Annotated in this window: 22 protein-coding genes; 1 reads left to right on the top strand and 21 read right to left on the bottom strand. The window is 51.3% G+C overall.

Features of this window, described 5'->3' with window-relative positions:
* The 13 genes from V3U24_01960 to V3U24_02020 all read right to left on the bottom strand — a co-directional run.
* Positions 1–1,191: sigma-54 dependent transcriptional regulator (locus tag V3U24_01960; protein MEE9166217.1), on the bottom strand; the 1,191-nt coding region annotated here is incomplete at its 3' end.
* Positions 1,188–2,123 (bottom strand): NAD-dependent epimerase/dehydratase family protein, encoded by a 936-nt coding sequence (locus V3U24_01965; GenBank protein MEE9166218.1) that lies wholly within the window; start codon positions 2,121–2,123, stop codon positions 1,188–1,190. The genes V3U24_01960 and V3U24_01965, both read right to left, overlap by 4 nt.
* Positions 2,124–2,256: 133 nt before the next feature.
* Positions 2,257–4,245 carry an excinuclease ABC subunit UvrB gene (gene uvrB / locus V3U24_01970; GenBank protein MEE9166219.1) on the bottom strand — a complete coding sequence of 663 codons (1,989 nt, stop codon included), beginning with the start codon at positions 4,243–4,245 and terminating at the stop codon, positions 2,257–2,259.
* A gap of 90 nt (positions 4,246–4,335) precedes the next feature.
* Positions 4,336–4,575 carry a hypothetical protein gene (locus V3U24_01975; protein ID MEE9166220.1) on the bottom strand — a complete coding sequence of 80 codons (240 nt, stop codon included), beginning with the start codon at positions 4,573–4,575 and terminating at the stop codon, positions 4,336–4,338.
* A 21-nt stretch (positions 4,576–4,596) separates the two neighbouring features.
* Positions 4,597–5,499, bottom strand: coding sequence for a signal recognition particle-docking protein FtsY (ftsY, locus tag V3U24_01980; GenBank protein ID MEE9166221.1), 903 nt, complete (start codon positions 5,497–5,499; stop codon positions 4,597–4,599).
* A 12-nt stretch (positions 5,500–5,511) separates the two neighbouring features.
* Entirely contained in the window at positions 5,512–6,090 is a 579-nt protein-coding gene (locus V3U24_01985) for a CDP-alcohol phosphatidyltransferase family protein (protein ID MEE9166222.1), read from the bottom strand.
* Complete coding sequence (locus tag V3U24_01990) at positions 6,056–7,396, bottom strand: ATP-binding cassette domain-containing protein (protein MEE9166223.1); 1,341 nt, start codon at positions 7,394–7,396, stop codon at positions 6,056–6,058. The genes V3U24_01985 and V3U24_01990 overlap by 35 nt, the downstream gene beginning before the upstream one ends.
* Positions 7,389–8,672, bottom strand: a complete 1,284-nt coding sequence (locus V3U24_01995; protein MEE9166224.1) for a glycosyltransferase N-terminal domain-containing protein — start codon at positions 8,670–8,672, stop codon at positions 7,389–7,391. Before V3U24_01995 ends, V3U24_01990 begins: the two co-directional genes overlap by 8 nt.
* A gap of 1 nt (position 8,673) precedes the next feature.
* Complete coding sequence (locus V3U24_02000; GenBank protein ID MEE9166225.1) at positions 8,674–9,693, bottom strand: glycosyltransferase family 9 protein; 1,020 nt, start codon at positions 9,691–9,693, stop codon at positions 8,674–8,676.
* A gap of 72 nt (positions 9,694–9,765) precedes the next feature.
* Positions 9,766–10,752, bottom strand: a complete 987-nt coding sequence (locus V3U24_02005) for a polyprenyl synthetase family protein (GenBank protein MEE9166226.1) — start codon at positions 10,750–10,752, stop codon at positions 9,766–9,768.
* Positions 10,753–10,789: 37 nt separating this feature from the next.
* On the bottom strand, positions 10,790–11,524 hold the full coding sequence (gene tatC / locus V3U24_02010) for a twin-arginine translocase subunit TatC (GenBank protein ID MEE9166227.1): 735 nt from the start codon (positions 11,522–11,524) through the stop codon (positions 10,790–10,792).
* Positions 11,521–12,459, bottom strand: a complete 939-nt coding sequence (gene meaB, locus V3U24_02015; GenBank protein ID MEE9166228.1) for a methylmalonyl Co-A mutase-associated GTPase MeaB — start codon at positions 12,457–12,459, stop codon at positions 11,521–11,523. The genes tatC and meaB overlap by 4 nt, the downstream gene beginning before the upstream one ends.
* Before the next feature lie 58 nt (positions 12,460–12,517).
* The gene (locus tag V3U24_02020) at positions 12,518–13,198 is read right to left on the bottom strand and encodes a Crp/Fnr family transcriptional regulator (GenBank protein MEE9166229.1); all 681 of its coding nucleotides are present in this window, start codon (positions 13,196–13,198) and stop codon (positions 12,518–12,520) included.
* 190 nt (positions 13,199–13,388) lie between these two features.
* Between V3U24_02020 and rpsT the strand changes: the two genes are divergently transcribed.
* The gene (gene rpsT, locus V3U24_02025; protein ID MEE9166230.1) at positions 13,389–13,646 is read left to right on the top strand and encodes a 30S ribosomal protein S20; all 258 of its coding nucleotides are present in this window, start codon (positions 13,389–13,391) and stop codon (positions 13,644–13,646) included.
* 33 nt (positions 13,647–13,679) lie between these two features.
* Here the strand turns inward: rpsT and guaB are convergent, their stop codons facing one another.
* The 8 genes from guaB to V3U24_02065 all read right to left on the bottom strand — a co-directional run bounded on the left by guaB (position 13,680) and on the right by V3U24_02065 (position 23,956).
* Positions 13,680–15,167: an IMP dehydrogenase gene (gene guaB / locus V3U24_02030; GenBank protein MEE9166231.1), complete on the bottom strand. Its 1,488-nt coding sequence runs from the start codon at positions 15,165–15,167 to the stop codon at positions 13,680–13,682.
* A 3-nt stretch (positions 15,168–15,170) separates the two neighbouring features.
* On the bottom strand, positions 15,171–16,691 hold the full coding sequence (hutH, locus tag V3U24_02035) for a histidine ammonia-lyase (GenBank protein MEE9166232.1): 1,521 nt from the start codon (positions 16,689–16,691) through the stop codon (positions 15,171–15,173).
* A gap of 285 nt (positions 16,692–16,976) precedes the next feature.
* Complete coding sequence (locus V3U24_02040) at positions 16,977–19,802, bottom strand: helicase C-terminal domain-containing protein (GenBank protein ID MEE9166233.1); 2,826 nt, start codon at positions 19,800–19,802, stop codon at positions 16,977–16,979.
* Positions 19,799–20,833 carry a UbiA family prenyltransferase gene (locus V3U24_02045; protein MEE9166234.1) on the bottom strand — a complete coding sequence of 345 codons (1,035 nt, stop codon included), beginning with the start codon at positions 20,831–20,833 and terminating at the stop codon, positions 19,799–19,801. The genes V3U24_02040 and V3U24_02045 overlap by 4 nt, the downstream gene beginning before the upstream one ends.
* Before the next feature lie 19 nt (positions 20,834–20,852).
* Entirely contained in the window at positions 20,853–22,226 is a 1,374-nt protein-coding gene (locus V3U24_02050) for a sodium-dependent transporter (GenBank protein MEE9166235.1), read from the bottom strand.
* 4 nt (positions 22,227–22,230) lie between these two features.
* Positions 22,231–22,662: a DUF5683 domain-containing protein gene (locus V3U24_02055; protein MEE9166236.1), complete on the bottom strand. Its 432-nt coding sequence runs from the start codon at positions 22,660–22,662 to the stop codon at positions 22,231–22,233.
* Positions 22,659–23,558, bottom strand: coding sequence for a diacylglycerol kinase family protein (locus V3U24_02060; protein ID MEE9166237.1), 900 nt, complete (start codon positions 23,556–23,558; stop codon positions 22,659–22,661). Before V3U24_02060 ends, V3U24_02055 begins: the two co-directional genes overlap by 4 nt.
* 8 nt (positions 23,559–23,566) lie before the next feature.
* Complete coding sequence (locus V3U24_02065) at positions 23,567–23,956, bottom strand: Rid family detoxifying hydrolase (GenBank protein MEE9166238.1); 390 nt, start codon at positions 23,954–23,956, stop codon at positions 23,567–23,569.
* Positions 23,957–23,976 lie beyond the last annotated feature (20 nt).

Raw genomic sequence — 23,976 nt, forward strand, 5'->3', positions numbered from 1 at the left:
TATTTTCTGTTTTTTTTCCAAACCATACTCGTTGATCTTGCGATAGAGGGTGCGTTCGCTGATGCCCAACACGCTGGCCGTCTTTCTCCGATTGTTATTGAATTTTTTCAACGTCCGGGTGATAATCTCGACTTCCAGATCTTTCATGGTAACGTCGCCAATGACCCGGGAACTGATAGCCCTCGGGTGATCCGCCTCTGAAACTTCGGCAGAGGGACCCAAGAGTAGACTTCTTGTGGGGAGAAACCCGACATCTCCGGTTCTCGTGACGTCATCATCCATCAGGACAGATTTCACGTCCCGGAGATCTTGCCGTATGAAAAACAGCTGTTGGAGAATGAGTTCCCTTTCGGCCTGAGAAGTCGATTTGACAAGGGGAACGGGTAAATCCTTTGAGACTTCCCCCAGATGTGGGGTTAGATGTTTAAGTACCAGTTCGGCGGAAACTCTGTTTCCCTTTTCAAGAATGATGATGCTTTCAACAAAGTTCTTCAGTTCCCGCACATTGCCTGGCCAGTCGTACTGTTTCATGACCTTCAACGCGTCAGAAGTGAACCCCCTGAAAACGATTTCGTTCGTTCTGGAGAACTGCAGAGCGAACCGTTCCGTAAGCTCGTCAAGATCTTCCAGGTGATGGCGCAGTGGTGGGAGTTCGATCGTCACCGTCTGAAGACGATAGAACAGGTCCTTCCTGAAACTGTCCCTTTCAGTTTCTTTGAACAGATCCTTGTTTGTGGCAGCTATCACCCGAACGTCCACGTTTCGTGTCTTTGCGTCGCCCACACGCATGAACTCCCCGGTTTCCAGTACCCGGAGGAGTTTCACCTGCGTTCCGGGAGGCGTTTCCCCGATTTCATCCAGGAAAATCGTTCCGCCGTCGGCCTCTTCAAAGTAACCCTTTCTGTCCTCCCCGGCACCGGTGAAGGCCCCTTTCTTGTGACCGAACAATTCACTCTCAATTATCCCGACGGGAATGGCTCCGCAATTGACTGTGACGAGCGGTTCGTTGAAACGCTTGCTCAGTTTGTGAATGGCGCGAGCAACCATCTCTTTCCCCGTTCCTGATTCCCCCACAATGAGTACGGACATATCGATGGGTGCTATTTGACCAATCATTTCCAATACCTGTTCCATGGAATCGGACCTGCCAACCATACCCGATATCTTTCGAATCCGGTCCAGTTCAGTCAACGTATCGTCTCCTCCTCCATTGAAAAATAGGCATATGTCTTTTCCAGTCCCTCTCTTATATCCGTCGAGGGCACCCACCCGAGTATCTTCTTTGCGCGGCGGTTGTCCAGCACGCTTCTTCTCTGTTCACCTTTCTTCGCAGGGCCGTGATGGGGTTCCACGGACTTGCCTGACGTCGTGGCCAGAATGCTGAATATTCTATTGATATCCGTCTCCCGACCGGTCCCAATATTCAAAACTGAGTTCTCACCATGGTCAAGGACCACCACATTTGCCTCAACTACGTCCGCCACATAGACAAAATCCCGCGTCTGCTTCCCGTCCCCATTGATTGTGGGCATTTCGCCACTCACGAGACGACGGGAGAAAATGGCCACAACACCTGCTTCACCATCTGGATTCTGCCGGGGCCCGTAGATGTTGGCATACCTGGCAATAAAACAGCGCAGACCGTAGGTCTTGGCGTAGAAATCGATGTACTTCTCAAGGGAGAGCTTTGACACACCGTATGGTGAGACAGGCCTGAGGAGATGATTCTCATCAGCGGGAAAGGTGTCCTGCTCCCCGTAAATGGCACCCCCTGTTGAAGCGAAAATGAATTGCTTCACACCTGTCTTTACTGAAGCCTGTAGTAGGTTCAGACCTCCCAGGATGTTGACGTCTGCGTCAAATACGGGATCGGCCACGGATGCCCTCACATCCATCTGCGCAGCATGATGATTCACCACGTCAAACCGCTCTCGTTCGAAGATCTCCACGATCGACTCGGCGTCCCTTATGTCCACCTCATAGAACCTGCAATCCCTGTTCACGAAGTCTTTCCGTCCAGTGTACAGATTATCGATAACGACCACTTCGTGGCCCAGAGCAAGATAGGCATCCTGCACATGAGAGCCTATAAATCCTGCTCCGCCTGCGACGAGGATCTTCATGTAATTCGGTCTAAGGGTCGCTCGGTGATGGGTAACGATGCCCGTATAGTCCTTCGGCTGCGTCTCAAGAAAACATTCGCCCCACGACTGACGAAAGACAACTTCACGACACGGGCCTCGCAACCGAAAAACGTCAAACGATTTCCTTCCTCAACTTCTCAATCTCGTCGCGGAGTCTGGCCGCTTTTTCAAATTCCAGGTTTTCGGCAGCTTCGATCATCTCGGCCTTCATCATGTCCAGAACCGCTGCCTTATCCATCTCGTCAAAGAAATCCCCTTTTCGACCGTAGTCAGTGACGGTGGTGTCCCGACACGCATCTGCCACAGAAGTAGTGGACAGCACCTCCTCCACCGACTTGTAGATGGATCTGGGCGTAATGCCATGTCTCTCATTGTAATCGTGTTGAATCCTGCGACGTCGGTCACTCTCGTCCATGACCGACTTCATGGACTTCGTAACGGTGTCTGCATAGAAAAGGACCTTGCCGTTCAGGTTCCGGGAAGCTCGCCCTGCTACCTGCATCAAAGAGGTTTCTGACCGCAAGAATCCCTCCTTGTCAGCATCGAGTACCGCCACCAGGGATACCTCGGGCAGATCAAGTCCTTCGCGGAGGAGATTTATCCCCACAAGCACGTCAAATTCCCCCAGCCTGAGGTCTCTTAGAATGGTCACCCTTTCAAGGGAACCGATTTCGGAGTGGAGATAACGGACTCTCAAGTTCATTCCTATGAAGTAATCCGTCAGGTCTTCCGACATTCGTTTGGTCAGGGTCGTTACTAATAACCTTTCCTTTCTTGCAACGCGAGACTTGATTTCGCCCATGAGATTATCGATCTGTCCCCGCGTAGGTCTCACCTCGATTTCCGGATCCACGAGTCCGGTGGGCCGGATGAGCTGTTCCACTACGACTCCCTTGCATTTCAACAGCTCACGTTTCCCGGGAGTTGCGGAAACAAATACCACCTGGTTGATCACGTCATCAAATTCTTCGGATTTCATGGGCCTGTTGTCCAGGGCGGACGGCAGACGAAATCCATGTTGTACAAGAACTTCCTTCCGACTCCGGTCCCCCCAGTACATCCCTTCAGTCTGGGGAAGCGTCACGTGTGATTCATCAGCAAACATGAGGTAATCATCGGGGAAAAAGTCCAGCAAAGTCCAGGGCCTCTGACCCGGCTCACGACCCGAGAAATACCGTGAGTAATTCTCAATGCCGGAACAGTAACCCACTTCCAACATCATTTCCAGATCGAAGTTTGTCCTCTGTTCCAACCGCTGAGCTTCCAGCAACTTCCCCTCTGAACGCAATTCCTCAGCCCTTTGGGACAATTCTTTCCGGATTTCGTCCACGATTCCTCTCAACGAAGATTCATCCGTGATGAAGTGCTTGGCTGGATAAACGATGACAGAATCTATGGATCTGATGATTTCTCCCGTAACCGGATCAAAAGAATGAATGGATTCAATATCGTTTCCCAATGTCTCCACCCTCACGGCGACATCCTCGTATGCGGGAAATAGTTCTATGATATCACCCAGAACGCGAAATCTTCCCCTTTCCAGCACGGAATCATTCCGTGCATAATGGATGTTGATGAGGGATGTGAACAGGTCTCGCCGGGAAATCTTATCTCCTCTCCGGAGGGAAACAGTTTTCTCCTCATATTCCTTCGGAGATCCAATCCCGTAAATACAGGAAACGCTACTCACCACGATTACATCACGCCGCTCCAGAAGAGAACTCGTAGTCTTCAGGCGGAGCTTGTCAATCTCTTCATTGATTGAGGAGTCCTTCTCAACATAAGTATCCGTAACCGGAAGATACGCCTCTGGCTGATAGTAGTCATAGTAGCTGATAAAATACTCCACGGCGTTTTCAGGAAAGAGTGATTTGAATTCTCCGTACAACTGAGCCGCCAGGGTCTTGTTGTGAGAGATGACGATGGTGGGGCGCTGAACAGATTCTATGATCTTGGCCATGGTGAAGGTCTTGCCACTCCCTGTCACCCCCAGCAAGATCTGATACTTCTCTCCCAGCTGCAAAGCTTCCACCAGTTCCCTCACAGCGTTCTCCTGGTCACTGGTGGGATGAAAATCGGTATGGATTCGAAACTCTGACATTATGTCTTAGAATTTACCTTCACCCGACAGATTTATCAAGGAACCGAGTGAGAATTATTTTCAGGTGACAGGGGAAATCCTTCCCCGCGGTCAGGTCACTTTACGCCTGAGCAGGTTCAGGAAGCGTCTGCCCGAATTGACTCCCATGAGGGCCAATCGCGTTGGCAGAGAACCCGATGCGATGGCAGCGATATAGGTGGCCATGTTCTCAGGCGACAGCATATGGAAGTCAGGCGGCCTTCGCTCATACACGTCAAAGAATTCGGTGTTCACCGTGAGATGCTCCCGGAAAACCGCAACCCCCGTAATCGGGATGCTATCCCAGCTCATGAACGGAACAATGCACTTCTCTTACGCCTCCTGTCCCAGCAGAGACGAGACGTATTCTGAGGGAACGAAACGGATCAGGTCGTCCAGTGTCTCTCCCACTCCGAGAAAAGTGACAGGAATATTCAACTCACGGCTGATCCGAAAAATGATCCCTCCCTTCGCTGTACCGTCCATTTTGGTCAGGATGATCCCGCTCAAGGGAATGTGCTCATTGAATACTGACGCCTGAGACAGTGAATTCTGACCCAGATTTGCGTCAAGAGTGATATAGTTGACAAGGCGGAACCGTGGGAATTTCGTGGAAACAACACGGTACATTTTTTCTACTTCTCTCATGAGATTCCCGGATGTATGCAGTCGCCCCGCCGTATCGATGATGGCAATCTCGCGTCCCCGCGATTCAGCAGCCTTCATCCCGTCAAATATGACAGAGGAAGGATCCCTTGAAGCGTCGTTCCAGATCAGATCCACTCCTGCTATGGCGGACCACCCTTTCAACTGTTCCACAGCGGCGGCTCGATATGTGTCGGCCGCAATAAGGAGAACGTTGCGTCCTTTTCTCCGTAGTCGATGAGCCAACTTGGCCACCGTGGTTGTTTTTCCAGTCCCATTCACTCCAACAACTAAAACGGCTGTCGGCACACTGTTTTCGAGATCATCTGATGCGTTCTGTTTCACCAGAATCGATTCAAGATGGTTCCGGAGGTCTTCTCTCAAACCGCTCTTATTTCCCCGTTCCCTCATCCATTCCAGTATCTCCTGGGTCGTCTTTACCCCCATATCTGAAGAGAGAAGTAGGGGTTCAAGCTCCTCCATCGTTTGCCGTGACAGTCCTTTCAGATCGATCCTACCCAGGATTTCCAATATCGATTTCCTGGATCTGGTCAGGGACTCAAGAAGTTTGACAAACGGAGAACCTACCACCCTATATCCACCTTATTGTCTTAGCAAGGACAGATGTAACAACACATACTGAATCCAGCTGACGATCGCTATCGCCGTTGCCACAAGTAACAGATAGAATCCCACGGCCTCCACGCGAATCACGTACAGGAAAACGGCTGCGGTCGAGATCAGCACTGTTAACTTTCCAAGCAAGGTGGAGCTCAGCACAACTGAATAGTGGTTCATGATGTACACTCCGCTCAAGGAAATGGACAAATATCTTACCATATAGACTATCATGAACCATAAGGGGAATTGACGCGTCTGGTCCATTGTCATAAACAGCACGACGGAGAGTAGGGCAATGGCATCCGCAGTGGGGTCCAGGATCTTACCCACATTCGTGATCTGGTGCGCGCGTCGAGCGAAAAAACCATCGAAGATATCGGTGGCAATGGCCAGGAGAATAAGACCAACGACAGGGGCCGTGGAATCCAGAGAGAGGAAGTAGACGATGGGAAGAGCCAGGAACGCCCGGAGAACACTCAGTCCATTGGAGAGGGTGATAACCCTTTGAGGGTCTGTAATAGAAGGCTTATCGGGATTTCCCCGCATGATGGAGAGACTCACTCCTCAGTGTCATTTTCTTAATCACACCATCTTCGATGCACACAGCTTCGTTGCAAAGCGCTCGGGCAATCCGTTTGGAATGACTGATCAAGACAAGGTGCTTCCTGGTCATGCACCCGCGTATGAATTCGATGAGTTTCGCTTTCTGATTCTCTCCCAGTGAAAACGTCGGCTCGTCAAGAACAACAAGATCGTAATTCGCCAGAAGCATTAGTACTACGAGAGCGACCCGAACGACAGAAATCTTCTCCCGATGAATCTGCTTGTGTCTCAGAATTTCCCAGGAGATCTGAAACTCCCGAAGCACATGCCGAAACAGTTTCTTTTTTCCTGGCTCAAATAGACCGCCTTGAGTTAACTCCTCAAGCACCTCGTCAAAAGTCCTGCCGCCGAAAAGACGCTCAGGCAGCTGGGGCAGTAATCCCTTTTGGGGCCGCCGGCCGTCACCTGCGGAAAGCGTGACATGCCCACGCAGTGGGCTCTCCATGCCTGCGATTAGATTACCCAACGTGGATTTGCCGCACCCGTTTTCACCCAATACCGCCAGCGATCTGAATGGACCGATCCTGATCGTCTGATCTGAAAAGAGAGACGGTGCGCCATCGTAGCGGAATGAGAGTCTGTCGATTTCCATAACGAGTTTCCCCCTGGGCGGTGAGTAATCAGTGTTGAGGGGTGAAGAGTCCACTATTCCGGAAATCAGCCTATCGAGGCGTAGCTCCCAGTAACTGGTGGCGTTCTTCAGGTCCCGCACGTCAGAAGTAAACCAGAGCACGACAGCATTCTCATTTCTGCAATGCGCGTTAAGAATCTCCGCGACCTTTTCTTTGTTTCTTTGACTTAAGAAGGCGAGACCGTCGTCTATGACCAACAAATCCGGTCGGACCGACAGCGCCGTTGCCAAGTTCAAGAGCTCCTTCTCTCCACCCGACAGGGAATTTGGATGACGATCTCCTCCCCATGGAAAATCGAATGTGTTCGCGATTCTCCGGACTTCCGATCCTATGTGCCGTGAGTCCCACCCCTCGTTTTCCATATTGAACGCCAGTTCTCGCAGGACCGTGGGAGAGACAATCTGGTCATCCGGATCCTGCATAACCAGCATTGGGTTTTGCATGAGAGTTGGGCGTTCGAGAAGGAATGTTCCCATTTCTGCTGGATCGGATACTGAAAAGATTTCGCGACAAAGGCGGGATTTCCCCACACCGCTCTCTCCGTAGATCAAATGAATGCCGGGACGAAGGGCTATTCTTGCCGAAGAAGTATCGAACTTGGGAAAGCGAATGGTAAATGAAAATTCAGTCACGGAGAATTCCCCTCACTACCCTTGTCGCAGAGCCGATATTCCTGTGAATGACACCGGTGGCAGCGAGACTCGACTCCACGAAGAAATCGTGATTATCGATCAACTTGTCCATAGTGGAACGGAACTCCTCCTGCGATGAGATTGTGAAACCACCTCCCGAGTTAAGAAGCTCCTCAGCGGCATGCGAATTGTGGAAGCGGGGGCCGAACACGGTTGGCAACCTGGCGATGGCCGGCTCCATAACATTGTGAATCCCTGTTGAGAATCCCCCTCCCACATAGGCTATGCGACCCTGCCAGTACAGTTCAGCAAGCATACCAACCTCGTCAACAATGACCGCCCTCGCTTTCCTGAATTCACCATTCTTGCATTCTGAAAACAGCTTCGGCTCGATGTCGGAGGAGTCAAATGACCTCATGGTCCGCTCCAGGAATTTCGAATCAGGTTCATGGGGAACCCAGTAGAGGAGCAGCTCTGGATGTTCATTCAATAGATCAAGTATGGGTGGTAGTACGACGTTCTCATCATCAGGCCAGACACTCCCTGCAATGACGCGCAACTGCCTTTCCAGAACGGATTTCGTTCTTTCAACTGACGGCCTATCTGCCATCTCTTTCACCTGATCATACCGGGGATTGCCCAAGACCCTGACGATACTCCTGCTTCGCTTGGCCAGGAGTCTCTTGATGGCTATGTGGTCCCGCTCTGAGACCGTGTAGACCGAATCGAGATTGTTGTAGATGTGTCTGTAGAGATTAGAAATGACAGGCCAGAGTCTCGAACTGCCTCGATTGATTCTCGCTGAAAAGAGCGTTGTTTTGATTCCCAACCTTCTGGCGGCCCAGATAAGATTGGGCCACAAGTCGTACTCCGCAAATATTAATTTGTGAGGTCTGACGAGTTTCAATGACCGCCGGCAAGTCCAATAGAAATCAAGAGGCAGGTAAATCTTGCAGTCAATATTGGGATCAAAGACGTTCTTGTAACCTGAGGGTGAAAAGAAACTGACAACCACGATGCTGTCCGGTTCCACCTCTTTCAGTCCGGCCAGAACCGGGCGTACCTGTTCATACTCTCCGTGAGATGCGGCATGGAACCATAGTACCAGTTGATCGGGATTTCTGCGAGAGAACTGTGCCGTCAGTTTTCGCAGGGAGTTTCTCCGTCCTCGAAATCCCTCCCGGACTTTCTCATTGAAGATCGATACAATAAACCCGGCCACCATCAACAGTGGAAGGAAAGCTAAGTTGTACAGAATCTTCCAGATGACCTTCATTCTAGCCCCCGTTCAAAAGAGATTTGAAGGACGTGAAAACGGCATCGGACCTGATCCCGGTCATGCAGAACCGATCAGTGCGGTAGCAGGGACGACTTCCATTTTTTGAGCAGGGCTGGCACCATGGGTGGGCCGTAACCATCACGGAGTTTCTTCTTCTGACCCGTGCTCCCGTCTCCCTGGATGTGGGACCGTTGATCATCACGACGGGAGTTCCCAGCGCCTCCGCCCCATGAATCAGCCCCGTGTCACTGCCTATTGCCGCTCTGGCACAGGAAAGAATGGCGAGAGACGTTCGAAGATCTGTCACTCCTCTCAGGTTGACAGAATCGGGAACCTGGCTGGCTATGTCATCACAGACGGAATCTGACGAGCCACCGAGCAAAACAATGCCCAGCTTTTCTTCCCGGGCAATAGCTGTCAACACCTCGATGTAACCAGCGACCGGCCAGATTTTTGAGCGCCAGGCGGCACTCGGAATGACGGCGGCAAAGTCTCCACTGATTCCGTACGATTTCAATTGGAGGCGGGCCCGCTCCTTTTCCAGGGAAGAGATGTACAGCCTGGGTCTTAGGTTGGGACGTTCCCCGTTCTCGCCGTTTAAGAGAGCCCAGTAGTCCGAAAGCACGTCGTAGTTTCCACCGAATCGGTTGTGGTGGAGATAGAATAACAGGAATCGATTCAATCTCGGTTTTCTGTACGTAAGCCAGTGACGATTCTTCAGCCACCACCGGATATACTTCGTCCGTAACGAGTTATGAAGATCCAGGCAGAAATCATAGTCAAAATCACTCAATCTCATTGCGAGGCGCCGCAATGAACCTACGGTAGCGCTTCTCTCAACCAGAATGATTCTGGCCAGATGGGGATTGCCTTCAAGGATCGAGCCGTAGTCCCGAAGCGTCAGGAAATGAAATTCATATCCCGGCATCTTACGATGAAGATACTCCACAACCGCCGTCGTGAGAACAATGTCTCCGATGGAGCTGAAGCGAAGGATCAAAAGCCTGTTCCGACCCATACTTTGGTGCTGCCGTTGATGCTCAATCGATTTGACGATGGTGAGGAATCAATCTACCGACCATTCCCACCCCTAGCGAGTTCGCCGGGTGTTGTAATGGGTAAGGTCGGTCAGCGATTTCTTATAGGGAGTATCGGGAAAAGTACCCAGAGCTTCAACTGCCTGTCCTGAGTAATCTTCAATCCGGCTCTGAGCGTAATCAAAACCGCCATGCCGGTCAACAATATCTTTGAGCGTTTCCATGTCGTTGGAGAGCGAACCGTTGAAGAGTATCCGGTTCATCCTTCGACGTTCTGCGGGTGTCAATTCGGAAGATAGTGTATGGATGACCGGGAGCGTGATCATATTCTTTGTCATGTCGAGCTGGGTCTCTTTCCCCATCTCCTCCTCTGAGCCCAAAAAGTCGAATAGATCGTCCTTGATCTGGAATGCCATACCGAAGTTTTCACCGTACGCCTGAAGTGCCCGCTTCTGTGATTCGTCCTTTGACGAGGTGATCACGCCGAGCTCACAGCAGGTGGAAATGAGGGCTGCAGTCTTGTCCCTTATCATCTGGTAGTAGACGTCTTCCGTCATCGATTTACGGAAACTCTCTTCAATTTGCTGCATCTCCCCTGAGCTCAGTTTCTCTGCCGTGGCTGAAATAAGATCGAGCACCTCAAAGTCCCTGATTCGAATAAGGTTGGACAGGACCTTGCTGAGAATGAAGTCCCCCATGATGACGGATGTTTTGTCTTTCCAGATACGATTAACGGTGGGAAAATCTCGTCGAATCTTAGCCCCGTCGACAACATCGTCGTGCATCAGTGACGCAACATGAAGGAGTTCAACGATGGCGGCTGCTTTGTAGCTGTTGAGGGTGGGACCTCCACATATGCGGGCTGAGAAAATGGTAAGAATAGGTCGTATTCCCTTCCCTTTGAGACGGAGAAGATAATGCCCGATAGCGTTGATGAGCCTCACTTCGGACTTCAGAGCATCTTCAAATTCCTTCTGAAAGATTTTCAGGTCTTCAAGGATGGGCTCCACGATAGACGTGAGTTCTGTCGATTTCTTCATGGATGTTAATTTACCCTCAATCCATCCTCAAGGTCAGCTAAAATTTTCTGCTGAAGAGTCCGGAGACACCGATACTCAGTTCATAGAGAACGACGAGAGGAAAGGTCATGAGTCCAAGACTCAGAGGGTCTGGAGGAGTTATTAACGCTGAAAGGACCATAATGAAAATGTACGCGTGCCGCCGATAATGCCTCATGAACGCTGGAGTCACGAGGCCGATAGAAGAAAGTATCATCACAAGAACGGGCAACTCGAAAATAAAACCCGAGGCCACGAGGATCCAGAGAATGTAGCTGAAATAGTAGTTGATTGAAAAATCATTGCGGATGTCCACATGACCCATGGACATAAAGAAATTCAGGGAAAAGGGGATGATCACAAGATAGGCAAACAGTACGCCTGCGATAAACGAAATGAAAGAAAACGTGATAATGGGAATCGCATACTTCCGTTCATTCTTCAGAAGTCCCGGTGCGGCAAATTTCCACGTTTGATATGTGATGACGGGTAGTCCCAGGACAATGCCTCCCACGAGAGCGATTCCCCATTTCAGCATGAACATCCCATGGACACGAAGTACCTGAAGCTCAGGAGGGGGGTTCAGTGACGTGGCGGGTCTCAACAAAATCCAGAAGATGGGATCTATGAAAATGAATACGATAACGGCCCCCACGACGATTCCACCAAGCGATTTGATAAGTCTCCAGCGCAATTCCTCAAGGTGATCGAGGAATGGCATTTCGCCTGCACCTTTGCGATTCTCGTCTTTCATGCCAATGAAGCCATAAGATCCCGGGCAGCTTCGTAGGGGGAGACGTTATTCTTCCTGAACTGTTCGATTCTCCGGTTGAGATCGTTCTCCCTCACTTCCCCCAAGAACCGCCTGGTCAGCTCTTCACGAACTTCGTTTCGTACCCGGGCCGAATACTGCTTACGACGCCTGGAGCTGAATGTCCCCAGTTTCTTCAGTTTTTCGACAAGACCTACGATCTCTCCGTAGACGTCTTCCACCCCTTCACCCGTGGTCGCCACGGAAAGAAGGGTTTTGGGTATGAATTGTCTCTCCTGGAACGATTCTCCAACATACTCCTCAAGCGTCCGGGCAACAATTCGAGCCCCCTTCCTGTCGGCCTTGTTGACAACAAATATGTCGCCAACTTCGATGGGACCCGCTTTCATGAACTGAATTTCATCGCCCGATTCCGGGACGAACATGACGATGGTAACATCCACACTCTCAATGACTTCCAGCTCAACCTGCCCGATCCCAACGGTTTCGAAAAGGATATAGTCTTTGCCGGTACAGGCCAGAATTTCACCCACGTGACGGGACATTCTTGCTAGCCCACCTGTCCGACCTCGCGTTCCCATGCTTCTTATGTACACCTTTTTGTCAAGTGCGTGTCGATCCATTCTCAGGCGGTCACCCAGCAGAGCACCTCCTGAAAACGGGCTGGTGGGATCCACTGTGACAACCCCCACCGATTTCGAGTCCTTACGCATCAGACGGATGATTCCATCGATGAGAGTACTCTTTCCTGCACCAGGGGGTCCGGTGAACCCTACCCTGATGGCTTCCTGTGCGTATGGGAAGATCAGGCTGAGAATGTCATCCAGGTCTCCCGTCTCATTCTCCAGACGAGATATCAATCTGGAGACCGTCCGGAGATCGTTCTTCCTGAGGTCGTTCAGGATGTCTGAATTCATTGTGGAGCCAGGCTGCTTACTGGGATTGAATGGGGAACAAGACCCCGGAAAGACGAGGTTAGCCGAAAGCTCGTTTGAACTCGGTGTAATCCAGGATCGAAAGAGTGCGACCGCGTCGCTCAATCATCTCCTTCTCCTCGAGCTTTCTCATCATCCTCGAGACCGTCTCTCTGGAGGTGCCGGCCATACTGGCGATATCCTGCTGGTTCGGGAGATTCCGGATATGCACGACACCATGTCGAATCATCCCCAGCTCTTCAGCAAGACGAAGGAGGGTAATACCAACGCGGTGCTGTGCATCGGTTAAGGAAAGGCTTTCAATCTGCTGATCACTCTTTCTGATCCTCCCGGCCAATTCAGTAAGAAGAGAGATGGCCATCTTGGGAAATTTCTCGAGGATTTCAAGGAAGTCACGGCGTCTCAACATCAACACTGTGGAATCTTCAAGGGCGATGCAATTCGCCGACCTTGTTTCTCCGTCCAAGAGCGACATTTCCCCGAAAAAATCACCTTCACCCAACATGGCCAGGATAACTTCCCTCCCGTCCTCGCTCACCCGCGTAATTTTTACGCCTCCGCTACCGATGATGAAGAACGCATCGCCAAACTCTTCCTCCATGAGAATGATATTGTTCTTATTATAAGAACGCTTGGTCATGCGGGACAAAATATTTTCGAGGGCGGAAGAACTGAGCTCAGAAAAAATAGGGACGGTAGAGATGAGTTCGAGATCAGTCACGACTCAAAAGTAAAGCCTCGCGCCAATAAATCAAACTGTTTTCGACCGTCCCGGGAGCAGGTGTCCCGTTCACGAAACCAACGCATCCTTTCAATCATTGATTATTCCGTGCGTGACCGATAAATTCGCACCGGTTTTCTTTGAAGGGATTGTGATGCAAATCATCCTATAAGTCGAACAGGGAATCGAAGTGGAAAAACAGAAAAGATCAGCCTTGAAGGGACAGAGACAGCAGAAAGTACGGTACGAAAGAAACAAGCACTATAGATCTCGAATGAAGACAGCGATCAAGAGGGTACTTTCCTCATCAAAGAAAGAGGAGGCGGAGACCCTTCACAAAGACGCGGTATCTCTCATTGACCGGTTGGTTACAAAAGGGATTATTCACAAGAATACTGCTGCCAGACGGAAATCTGCTATCAGCCGTCATCTGAATTCCCTTTCATAGCCTCTACGCTCTCGCTCACGGGTCTCAGACCATTCACCCCACGTCATTGATCCTGTCGAGGACTTGATAGTTGGGGGATGCCTTTATTATTTTCACATCGTGGGGGTGACCTTCGCGGTAAGACGAAGGGGAAATCTGGATGAAGCGAGTCTTAGTTTGCATCTCAGAAATGTTGGCGGCACCGCAGTAACCCATCCCTGTTCTTAAGCCCCCCACCAGTTGATAAGTGGCTGACCGGACGCTTCCCCGGTAGGGTACCATCCCTTCCACGCCTTCGGGAACCATCTTGATTATCTCTTCACCTTCCTGGAAGTATCTGTCGGCACTCCCCTGCCTCATGGTCCCCAGTGAGCCCATTCCCCGGAAAGACTTGTACTGGCGACCCTCATAGTGTATGACCTCACCCGGACTCTCGTCCAATCCCGCCAGCAATCCTCCCAGCATGACACAGTCAGCTCCAGCAGCGACCGCTTTGGCGATGTCACCGGAATAGCGGATTCCACCATCTGAAATGAGAGGGATATTCTCCGCCGATGTCACTTCGCGGCAGTCTATAATCGCCGTCAACTGCGGTACGCCAATACCGGCCACCACCCGGGTAGTGCAACTTGCCCCTGCTCCGATCCCTACTTTGACGGCATCCGATCCTGAATCAACCAGTGCCTTCGCTCCCTCGGAAGAAGCCACATTCCCAGCTATGATAGAGACCGACGCATATTCCTTCTTCACCTTTTCCAGGCTATCGAGAACACCCTTGGAGTGTCCGTGGGCGGAATCCAAGAACAGGATGTCCACACCCGAATCGATGAGCGCCGCGGCCCGGTCCAGAATGTCCTCCGTGACACCTATCGCGGCTCCCACCCTCAACCGGCCGTGGCGATCCAGTGTGGCTTTGGGGTGTTGCTGTTTCATGAGAATATCCCTTACAGTCACCATCCCGGCCAGTTTCCCGTTCCCCTCCACAAGGAGAAGCTTCTCAATTCTGTGCTTCTGGAGAATCTCCTTTGCCTTGTCAAGAGTCGTGTCTTTTGAGGCCGTTACGAGATTCTCCCGTGTCATACAATTGTGTACAGACTGATCGAGATTTGTCTCGAATCGAGTATCGCGTTCGGTCAAAATGCCAAGGAGATTATTATCGTCATCCACGATGGGAAGGCCGGAGATGTTGTGCTCTTTCATCACAACGATTGCCTCCCGGATCGACCGGTCAGGAGAAAACGTGACGGGATTGAGAATGACGCCACTTTCAGCCCGCTTGACTTTCACCACCTCCCTGGCTTGCCTTTCTATGGACATCGCCTTGTGGAGAACGCCGAGACCGCCCTCCCTGGCCATGGCGATCGCCATATCCGCCTCGGTGACTGTATCCATGGCGGCACTGATAATCGGGATTTCCAAGCCGATGCGCCTCGTCAACCTGGTGGAAACGCCCACGTCCCGCGGGACCACCTCGGATTTACTCGGTACCAGGAGAACATCGTCGAACGTCAACGCCTTCCTGAAATCTCTTTCCTTCGCCATCGTCTACTCCAATCTAACTTTTGATTCGACACTTGAAATGATCTTTCCAGTCCCTACCAGATCGACAGCTTTGTCGATTTCTGGAGATAAGACACGGTCCTCCCTTGAAAATCTCACGTGCCTTCGGACCAGTAACCTCATGGCCTGAGTGGCCGGTGAGGGTCTGAGGGGACGATGGAGATCAATCATGTGAGTAGCAACCAATAACTCAATCCCGAGAATGCGAATTACATTCTCGACGATACGGAGAAGCTTCCTTCCGGCCCAGAGCGCCATGGATACAAAATCCTCCTGGTTTGACTGCGTGGGGATCGAATCTACAGATGCGGGAAATGCCTGCGTCTTGTTTTCGGAAGCGAGCGAGGCGGCCGTCACCTGTGCCATCATGAAACCCGATTCGAGTCCGGGATCGCCCGCCAGGAACCTGGGGATCTTTCCCTCTATACCTTCCATGATCCGGAATATCCTCCGCTCTGAAATCGCGCCAACCTCTGCAGCCGCGATGGACAGAACATCCATCGCCTGTCCTACTATCTCAGCATGAAAGTGACCCGACGTCGCTATCTGTCGCTTACGGGGAAAGAAGATGGGATTATCGCTCACACTGTTTATCTCATTCTCGATTATTCTCTTCGCACAAAAATAGAGCTCCCTGCTGGCCCCGTGCACATGTGGAATGCACCGGAAACTGTAGGGATCCTGGACAATCTCACAATCGGAATGAGAAGCGACGATTTCGCTTCCCTGCAATATTCGCCACACATTGGTTGCCGATTGAAACTGGCCCCGATGCTTCTTCAGTCGATGAATGGTAGGATGAAATGTCTCCCGGGATGAAAGCGTCGCTTCCACGGACATGGCCCCCACACAATCCGCCGCCTTGAGAACCCTTTCCATGCGTATCAAAGCAAGAATGCCGAGAGCCGTGGAAGCCTGAGTCCCGTTAATGAGACTCAGAGCCTCCTTGGGCTGAAGTACCAGAGGCTCCAATCCCACTTCCCGCAGAACCACCATTGAGGGGAGAATACGGTCACTGAAATGAACTTCCCCTTCACCAATGAGCGCCAGTGCCATGTGGGAAAGGGGAATGAGATCACCACTCGCCCCCACTGACCCCTTTGACGGGATAACCGGCAAGATGTCCTCGTTCAGAAAATCCCGCAACTGCCTCACCACTTCCCATCTCACACCGCTGTATCCAAAACTGAGATTGATTAGCTTGAGAAGCAGTATCGTGCGGGTGACCCCGTAGTCGAAGGGATCGCCCATACCCGCAGCGTGACTCCGCACCAGATTCAACTGTAACTGGTTCTGGTCCCTCTCATCAATCTTTTCCTGACTCAAAGCACCAAATCCGGTATTCACACCGTAAATCATCTTACCGGATTTCAGCATCTCCTGGAACTCTTTGTGGCAGTGCATGATTTTGTCTCTTATATCAACTGATACTTGAATCCTCTGAGATTGGTTCAGAAGAAGTTTGAAATCGTCAATGGAGAATCTCTGACCTTTTATGCGAATCATGGGGACTTGAGAATTTACCTTCCCATCCTCTTCTGAATCAAGCCATTTGCCCGGGTCTAGCCTCTACTACTCTCCGCAAAAACTCTCCGCAGGATCAAGTGGAGAAGAGACAGAATCTAATGATGATCATATTTGTAAGAAGACCGAGATCTAAATCCGGTTGTTTGGAAAATCACTGTCATGTTCTCTTATTGGTCGATCCATAATTATCCCTTTATCCCTTGCCTGCCAGCCCTCATTCTTCGGGAGCAGGCTGGCGGGGTGACTTCGTGGTTAGTCTATCCATCAAGACAGCTCAGAGGGATCGTGAAAAGGAATCATGGAAACGGGGATCGCCTTCTGAAAATAGTGTCCATACCTCTTCTTCACCACGCGGTTGTCCATGCTGATGAAAATGCCTTCGTCACGGGTTGTCCTGATTAGCCTGCCAAAGCCTTGCCGAAACCTCATCCTCGCTTCAGGTACAGAGTACTCGAGAAATGGGTTGCGTCCCATTTCGAGCAGTTTTTCTCCGTACGCCTCTACCACCGGATCATTGGGTACGTCGAAAGGGAGTTTTGTGACGATGAGAATTTCGAGAAGATCATTCGGCAGATCCACCCCTTCCCAGAAGGATCTCGTTCCCATGAGAATCCCCTTTCTGGAGTTCTTCAAGGCGGTCAACAGGGAGGTGCGCGAAGAGACCGGGCTCTGAACAAGCGGGTTGATATTGTGAGCCACTCCCCGGGCCACCAGTTCCCTGAAACTCTGTTCCAGTGTCTTCCACGAGGTAAAGAGAACCATGGTTCGCCTTCCCCACTTGCTGTGGACATGTTCAATGAGGTCCGAAATCAGACCGGGGAATTTCGAGGAATCGGGAGATGTGTCACCGGCCCACTGGAAATAGCGGCACTGCTCTTCGAATCTGAAGGGACTGTCAAATGAATCCTCAAGAATTCGCTTGTCCCCGACAGCATCTATTCCCAGCCGGGAAGCCACATACTCAAAACCGTCACCTCCCCTCAAAGTGGCAGACGTGACGACAACAGAGTCGAGTGGGCGGAACAGAATCTCAACCAGATCCTTACCCACATCGACCGGGACACCATTCAATGAGAGGGTCAGTTCGCCATTTTCAAACCTCCCTGTCTCCCAGTAGACCCACTGCTCCTGATGCTGAATCGCCACCGCATCGATACGGGATTTGATTTCCGAAAAGGACTCGGTTAACCTTTCGACAGTAGCCGCGGTTTCCTCATCCGCCGATTTCTCGGGAAGTCCGTTCAACTTAGCTTCTAGAGAACTGACCTCGCGGAGCCCGGACTGGATGGCTTCTGCCAGATCCCGCAGATCCGGACCGACCGACTGGAATTCATCTTCAAAGGATCGGTACCTTTTCCTCTGCTCAAACCATGCATTCGCAGCGTAATTTTCCGCGTGATTCCCGGCCAACTTCTGGAAGAACTGTCTGCTTGCATTGAGAACATTTTCGGTCGCCTCCTGAACGCGGTCGAACTGTCCCACCACTTGAGGATGACTCCTTCCAGTTACCTCCATCCGGTTCCTCAGACGACGGGATCGACTGGAAGTCCTGTCCGCCGAACTCAAGAGATTCCTTATCCCGCGGTGGTCTATCGTCACCTGAAACTGATCATAGGCCGACCGTACAAGGTTGTGCGCCTCGTCGACAATAACCCGCGTCACGGGGGGAAGAATACCGGGATTTGACATCTCCGCCAGCAAGAGAGAATGATTGACCACGACAAGATGAGCCCCTCGACTCGCTTCACGGATGGGTCCCAGAAAACAGCCGTCATGACCGGCGCAGAGTTGACGAGTACAGAAACCCGGTTCGCTATGGATCAGCTCTTTGACACGCCTCGATTTTCTATGGAGGAAACCGGGACATTCGTCGAAGTCCCCCGATTTGGTCCATGTGAGCCAGACAATGACGGGAACCAGACTTTGGGCCTCAGACGGCGAAAGCATCCCCTCAGGATTCTCCAGCAACCTCTCGAGGCGAGTCTCGCAGAGATAATTCCGTCTCCCTTTCAAGAGAGTTGCGGTGAAAGGAATATCCAGAGCCGCGGCCAGTTTGGGTATTTCCTGAAGAAATAACTGGTCCTGCAGGTGTTTTGTGTAGCACGAAATTATGGTTGAATCATCTCTCTTCTTTGCCTGCTCGAGGGCAGGATAAAGATAGGCCAATGATTTCCCCAACCCTGTGCCGGCCTCGGTGATGCCGATTGCCCTCTCAGAAAAGACTTTGTCGATGAAACTGGAATAACGGATCTGGTGGGACCTCACCTCAAACAATCCAGCTCCTTCTCCCCCACTTTTAGCGTTTTGAACAAAAAGACCGTTCTCGCCAAAAAGGTGATCCGAGGAAGGGGGAAATTCCTCTGATGAACCGCGGTAATCGAAGACATTGGAACTCAGATTCTTATCGATCTTTGACTCCACCAATCCTGTTTCCGTAAGATTTTCCTTCACCAGATGATTGGCGAGATTCAAGAACAGCTCTTTTGTTGATACGGGAAACGGTTTGAGAACGGTCAGAATCTTCTGAATCACGGAGAGGGGATACGAGCTCGCTTCTTCGACCAGACGAAGAAATATGTGTCCCGCCTGTACTGCGTCTTCCAACGCCCGATGCCCGTGACCCTCGTCGTAGCCGAAATATGATCCAACCGATCTCAGGTTATGGCTGTTAAGAAAAAAGAGGAACGACTGAGCCAGAAAAAGAGTGTCGTAAGCAGGGTATTGCTTGGGAGGGTCATGGGGACGGTGTCTGTGCATCAACTTTTTCAGGAAGCCAAGGTCAAAACCGATATTGTGGGCGACAAGGGGATCTTCTCCCAAGAAGCGAGTCATCTTGCCAAGAACGTCCTTTTCCGCAGGGGCTCCGGAAACCATGTTGTCATCGATGCCCGTGATTGCGGTGATAGTCGAAGGAATGGGCCTTTGGGGATTTACGAGTGTGGACAGGGAATCTTCGACCTCACCATCCCGGAATCGCACGGCCGCAAACTCGATAATTCTGTCTCTGTCCGGATCCAGGCCTGTCGTCTCGAAATCAAAGGCAACAAAACTGTTAAGATCCAGTATCCGGAGAAGACCAGAAAGTCTCATTCAGGATGCGGTTCGGTGGGCAAGTCGTGACTTACATGGAAGGTTGGATAGTCCACATTGAACCGAAAATAATAGTAGAATTTCGAGAAGTAGAACAAGACTATGAGGGCCAGGAAAAACCATGGGTACCTGACGCACACGAATGCGGCGAGAATGAAGACGGGATAGCGGACTGCTCTCTGAATATGATCCATTCGTGTGAAGGCTAGCGCCACCAGGAAAAAGGGGAGCGACACAGCAGAGGAAGTACTGATCACGGCGTCGTGGTGGAGGTAGCCGAGAATCATGGAGATGGACAGGAAAACGGTTCCCCAGACGACGGCCGGACGGGATCCGAATCTCACGGCGAAGGTACTCTTCTCGGCCTCCCTATCCCCTTTCAGGTCGGAAACACCACCCATGACCGACCAGGCCACAAACGCCAGTACGTACGGCAAGGAAGAGAAAAGTCCTGACAGAGTACCGACTGAAGCGTGGTTCCATCCAAGCATAAAAAGGGACGTGGCCGCAAGAGCGTGTGAAATCAGACTCAATATCGGTCTCCCGCTCCAAAGGAATTTGGGATCGTTATGAAGGATACCCCACGCGAAATAGAGGAGCAAGGCCCAGACGATACCCATGGGAACACCGCCTATCACTGATGTTCCGATGACCAAAAGTGATCCCGACACTGCCAGAACCGTTATCAACTTCCGGACTTTTTCCGGTTCCATACCTTCTTCTTGAACAAGGGTGATTCTCTGATTAATCCTGTCGGCGTGACTGTTCCGAATCTGGTACTGAACGAAGGTGGCTCCCACAAGGAGTGTCACTCCGGACACAAGAAGGAACGCTTGCCAGCTTATGTTTTCAACCCAGTACAGCTCTGGGTTTTCTCCAGCCGCAGCTACGCTCACTCCAGCCAGAATCATGATCCAGATAGGAAAGAAAAGCGGTGGGTTCATAAGAAAGAAAGTGTCAAAGAAGCGGATCCGTTCCCTGATCTTGTAATACAACTCCGAGTCGTACTTTATCAAACGAGCCACAATCATACGGGTATTTTCAGCACCGCTACCCCACCAGAGGATGCCCGGTGATCGTCTTAAATATCTCGTTCACAATAATCAGAAAAACCACAAGTGCAGCAATACCGAACATGGTCTTCCCCAGCCTGACAGACACTATTTCTCTCCGCAAACCCCGGGCCAGTTCCTCCAGAAATGACGGCAATCCCCACTTCGCGAGGATGAATATGCCCGTCAACATTCCACCGATGGGCAACATGTACTTTGAAGAAGCTTTGTCGAGGAAGTCAAAGAAACTGACTCCAAAAAATGTGGGAAAATCGTCAGGACCACCGAGAGAGAGGGAGGAAAACGCTCCCACGACTCCGATGATTCCACCGAACAGATAAGTGGCCCGGGCTCTTGGCCAACCTTTTTCGTCGATGAAATATGCTGTCACCACTTCCAGAATGGAGATGGCTGATGTGAGAGCGGCCAGAAAAAGAAGAAAGAAAAAAAGCGTGCCCCAGATGAGCCCACCGGGAATCTGCGGAAAGATTGTGGGCAGAACGACGAAAATCAGTCCCGGCCCCTCAGCCGGGTCCGCGTTCAGAGCGAACACCGTGGTAAAAATGGCAATTCCCGCGAACAGGGCGATAGCCGTATCGATGGCAATCACCCAGAACGCGGAAGATAGGAGATTCTGACTTCTCCCCAGATAGCTGCCGTAGGTGATCATTGTCCCCATGCCGAGGCTCAACGTGAAGAACGAATGCCCCAGCGCCAGGACGATGCTTGATGCCGTCAGATCGCTGAACTTGGGTAGAAATAGAAACTTGACCCCTTCAACTCCTCCTGGCAGCGTGATCCCGCGAAAGACGAGAACCAGAAGGATGACAAGAATCAGAGGCATCATGATCTTGCTCCAGCGCTCAATCCCGGATTTAACCCCATTTACAATAATCCACATGCAAAGCCCCATGAAAATAGCGTGCCAGAACAGGGGGTTCCATGTGTTGGTAACAAAGTCATTGAATCTCTCACTGGCCAACGTGGAATTGCCCGCGAGATCCACAAAACTGCCAGACAGCGACATGGCCGCATACTTTAAGGTCCAGCCTCCCACAACGCTGTAGAATGAGAGGATCACGAAAGCCGAAGCCACTCCCAGGAAACCCACATGCTTCCACACTGTCCCTGGGGCGAGTTTCTTAAATGCACCCACGGGACTCAACTGGGTACGCCGGCCAATCACAAACTCTCCGATGACGATGGGCATCCCCACGATCACGATGCATATGAGGTAGATCAGAGTAAACGCGGCCCCGCCATTCTGACCGGCCATGTGTGGGTATTTCCAGATATTTCCGAGACCCACGGCAGATCCCGCTGCGGCCAGGATAAATCCCATTTTCGAACCCCAATGCTCGCGATCTTGCACTATCTCACTCCTTCCGTAGATTACTCAGCGCATGTGGAGTCCCATCAACGGACTTTATCTCCTCTTGAAACTCTCCAGTGTCAAAGCTGGAAAGATGGCTGTCGACAAGGGCGTCCACCAGATTGTAGACATAAATGAATCCCGCCCACCAGGCGTATTTGTTCCTCTTTTCGCGATACCGGTGTTTTGGCAGGTCGGAATCCTCGGTCCAGTCCCTGTACGCCACACGATTCTCGCGAAATTGGTATGCCACATAGAGTTCGGCACTAAGAATCAAAATGGCCTTCAAATATTTCCCATTATAAACCTGACCACCGCCCGGAATGAGAGAATAGAGTACGGCTCTTGTTGGTGATTTTTCTGCATACGTGGTGTCAGACGACTGAGTTGATAGAAGCGTTGAGAAGGACACGAGGAATGGAACTAGCCACTTCACTCGGCATTAATACCCTGGCCCGCCTGGTGCCAATTGCCTATCACCGAGAGCCCTTTCGGTATGATCTCAATGTGAAGGTCGGTTGTCTCTCCGTCCGGGATTTCACCGTCAATGTGAACGGGAAAAGGAACTTCGCTCTGAATGTCGATTCGGCGGGACCGGTGGGATGTCACCTCATCGATATCGTTGATATTTCCGTTGAACAGCTTGGGAAAATTCATCACAACCTTCATGGAAGAGATATCGCTCACATGGCAAACATCAAACGTGCCATCGTCAAGTAGAGCGTCCGGCGTCAATTTTAGACCGGCACCCACGGACCACCCATTGCCCACGCACAGCAAATATGTGGTCTCCTCAATCACCTCGTTGTCGAGTTCTATTCTCATGGGGATCGATTCATATTTGGCCAACGTCTTCAACGTGGCCCACAAGAATAGCGCCGTTCCCTTAAGCCAGGCAGTTTTCAGACTTTCACGATTGACGCGAGCATCGAATCCGACACCCACCACATTCGTGAAGAAGCGGCCGTTCACCGTCCCAACGTCGATTTCCTTTCGAACGCCCTTAACCAGCAACCTCGCAGCCTCTTCGATGCGCAACGGAATTCCACAACTCCTGGCGAAGTCATTCCCTGTTCCAAGAGGGATAATTCCAAGGGGTGTGTCAGAGCCAATAAGGCCGTTCGCAATTTCATTCACGGTGCCATCTCCGCCAAAAGCCACGACCAGGTCAAATTTTTCCATCTCCTCTGTGGCAATTTCGGTAGCGTGCTTCGGGGCCTCTGTCCAACGAACCTGGTAGTCCTCGTTCGCCTCGTCCAGCAGGGATGTGAAGTGGGGCATCCGCTTCAAAGTCCTCCCCCGTCCACCTCCAGGATTGGCAATGATGAGCATTGACACGATTAGCCTCTTACTACTGCAATACAGTCGATTTCGATATCGGCTCCAAGGGGCAACCGGGACACCTCCACCGAGGTTCTGGCAGGCGGTTCATCCTTGAATAGTCTGCGCAGAACCTGATTGAGCTCCCCGAGTTTTGAGAGATCTGTCATGTAAACCGTCAACTTTACTGCGCAATCCAGACTGCTTCCCGCACCACTCAGGATGCCGTTCACGTTTCTCAAAACCTGCATGACCCTTTCCTTGAAATCTCCCGTCACAAGCTTTCCCGTTGCCGGGTCGATGGGTATCTGGCCCGCCGTGAAAATGAGATTGTCGCTCACAATCGCCTGACTGTATGGGCCTGAAGCTTTTGGGGCCAGTTCCGTTCTCACGGCAAATCTGTTCGTCATTTCTTGGTCTCCTTACAGAG

It is taken from the genome of Candidatus Neomarinimicrobiota bacterium (genome assembly GCA_036476315.1).
GTDB lineage: Bacteria > Fidelibacterota > Marinisomatia > Marinisomatales > S15-B10 > JAZGBI01.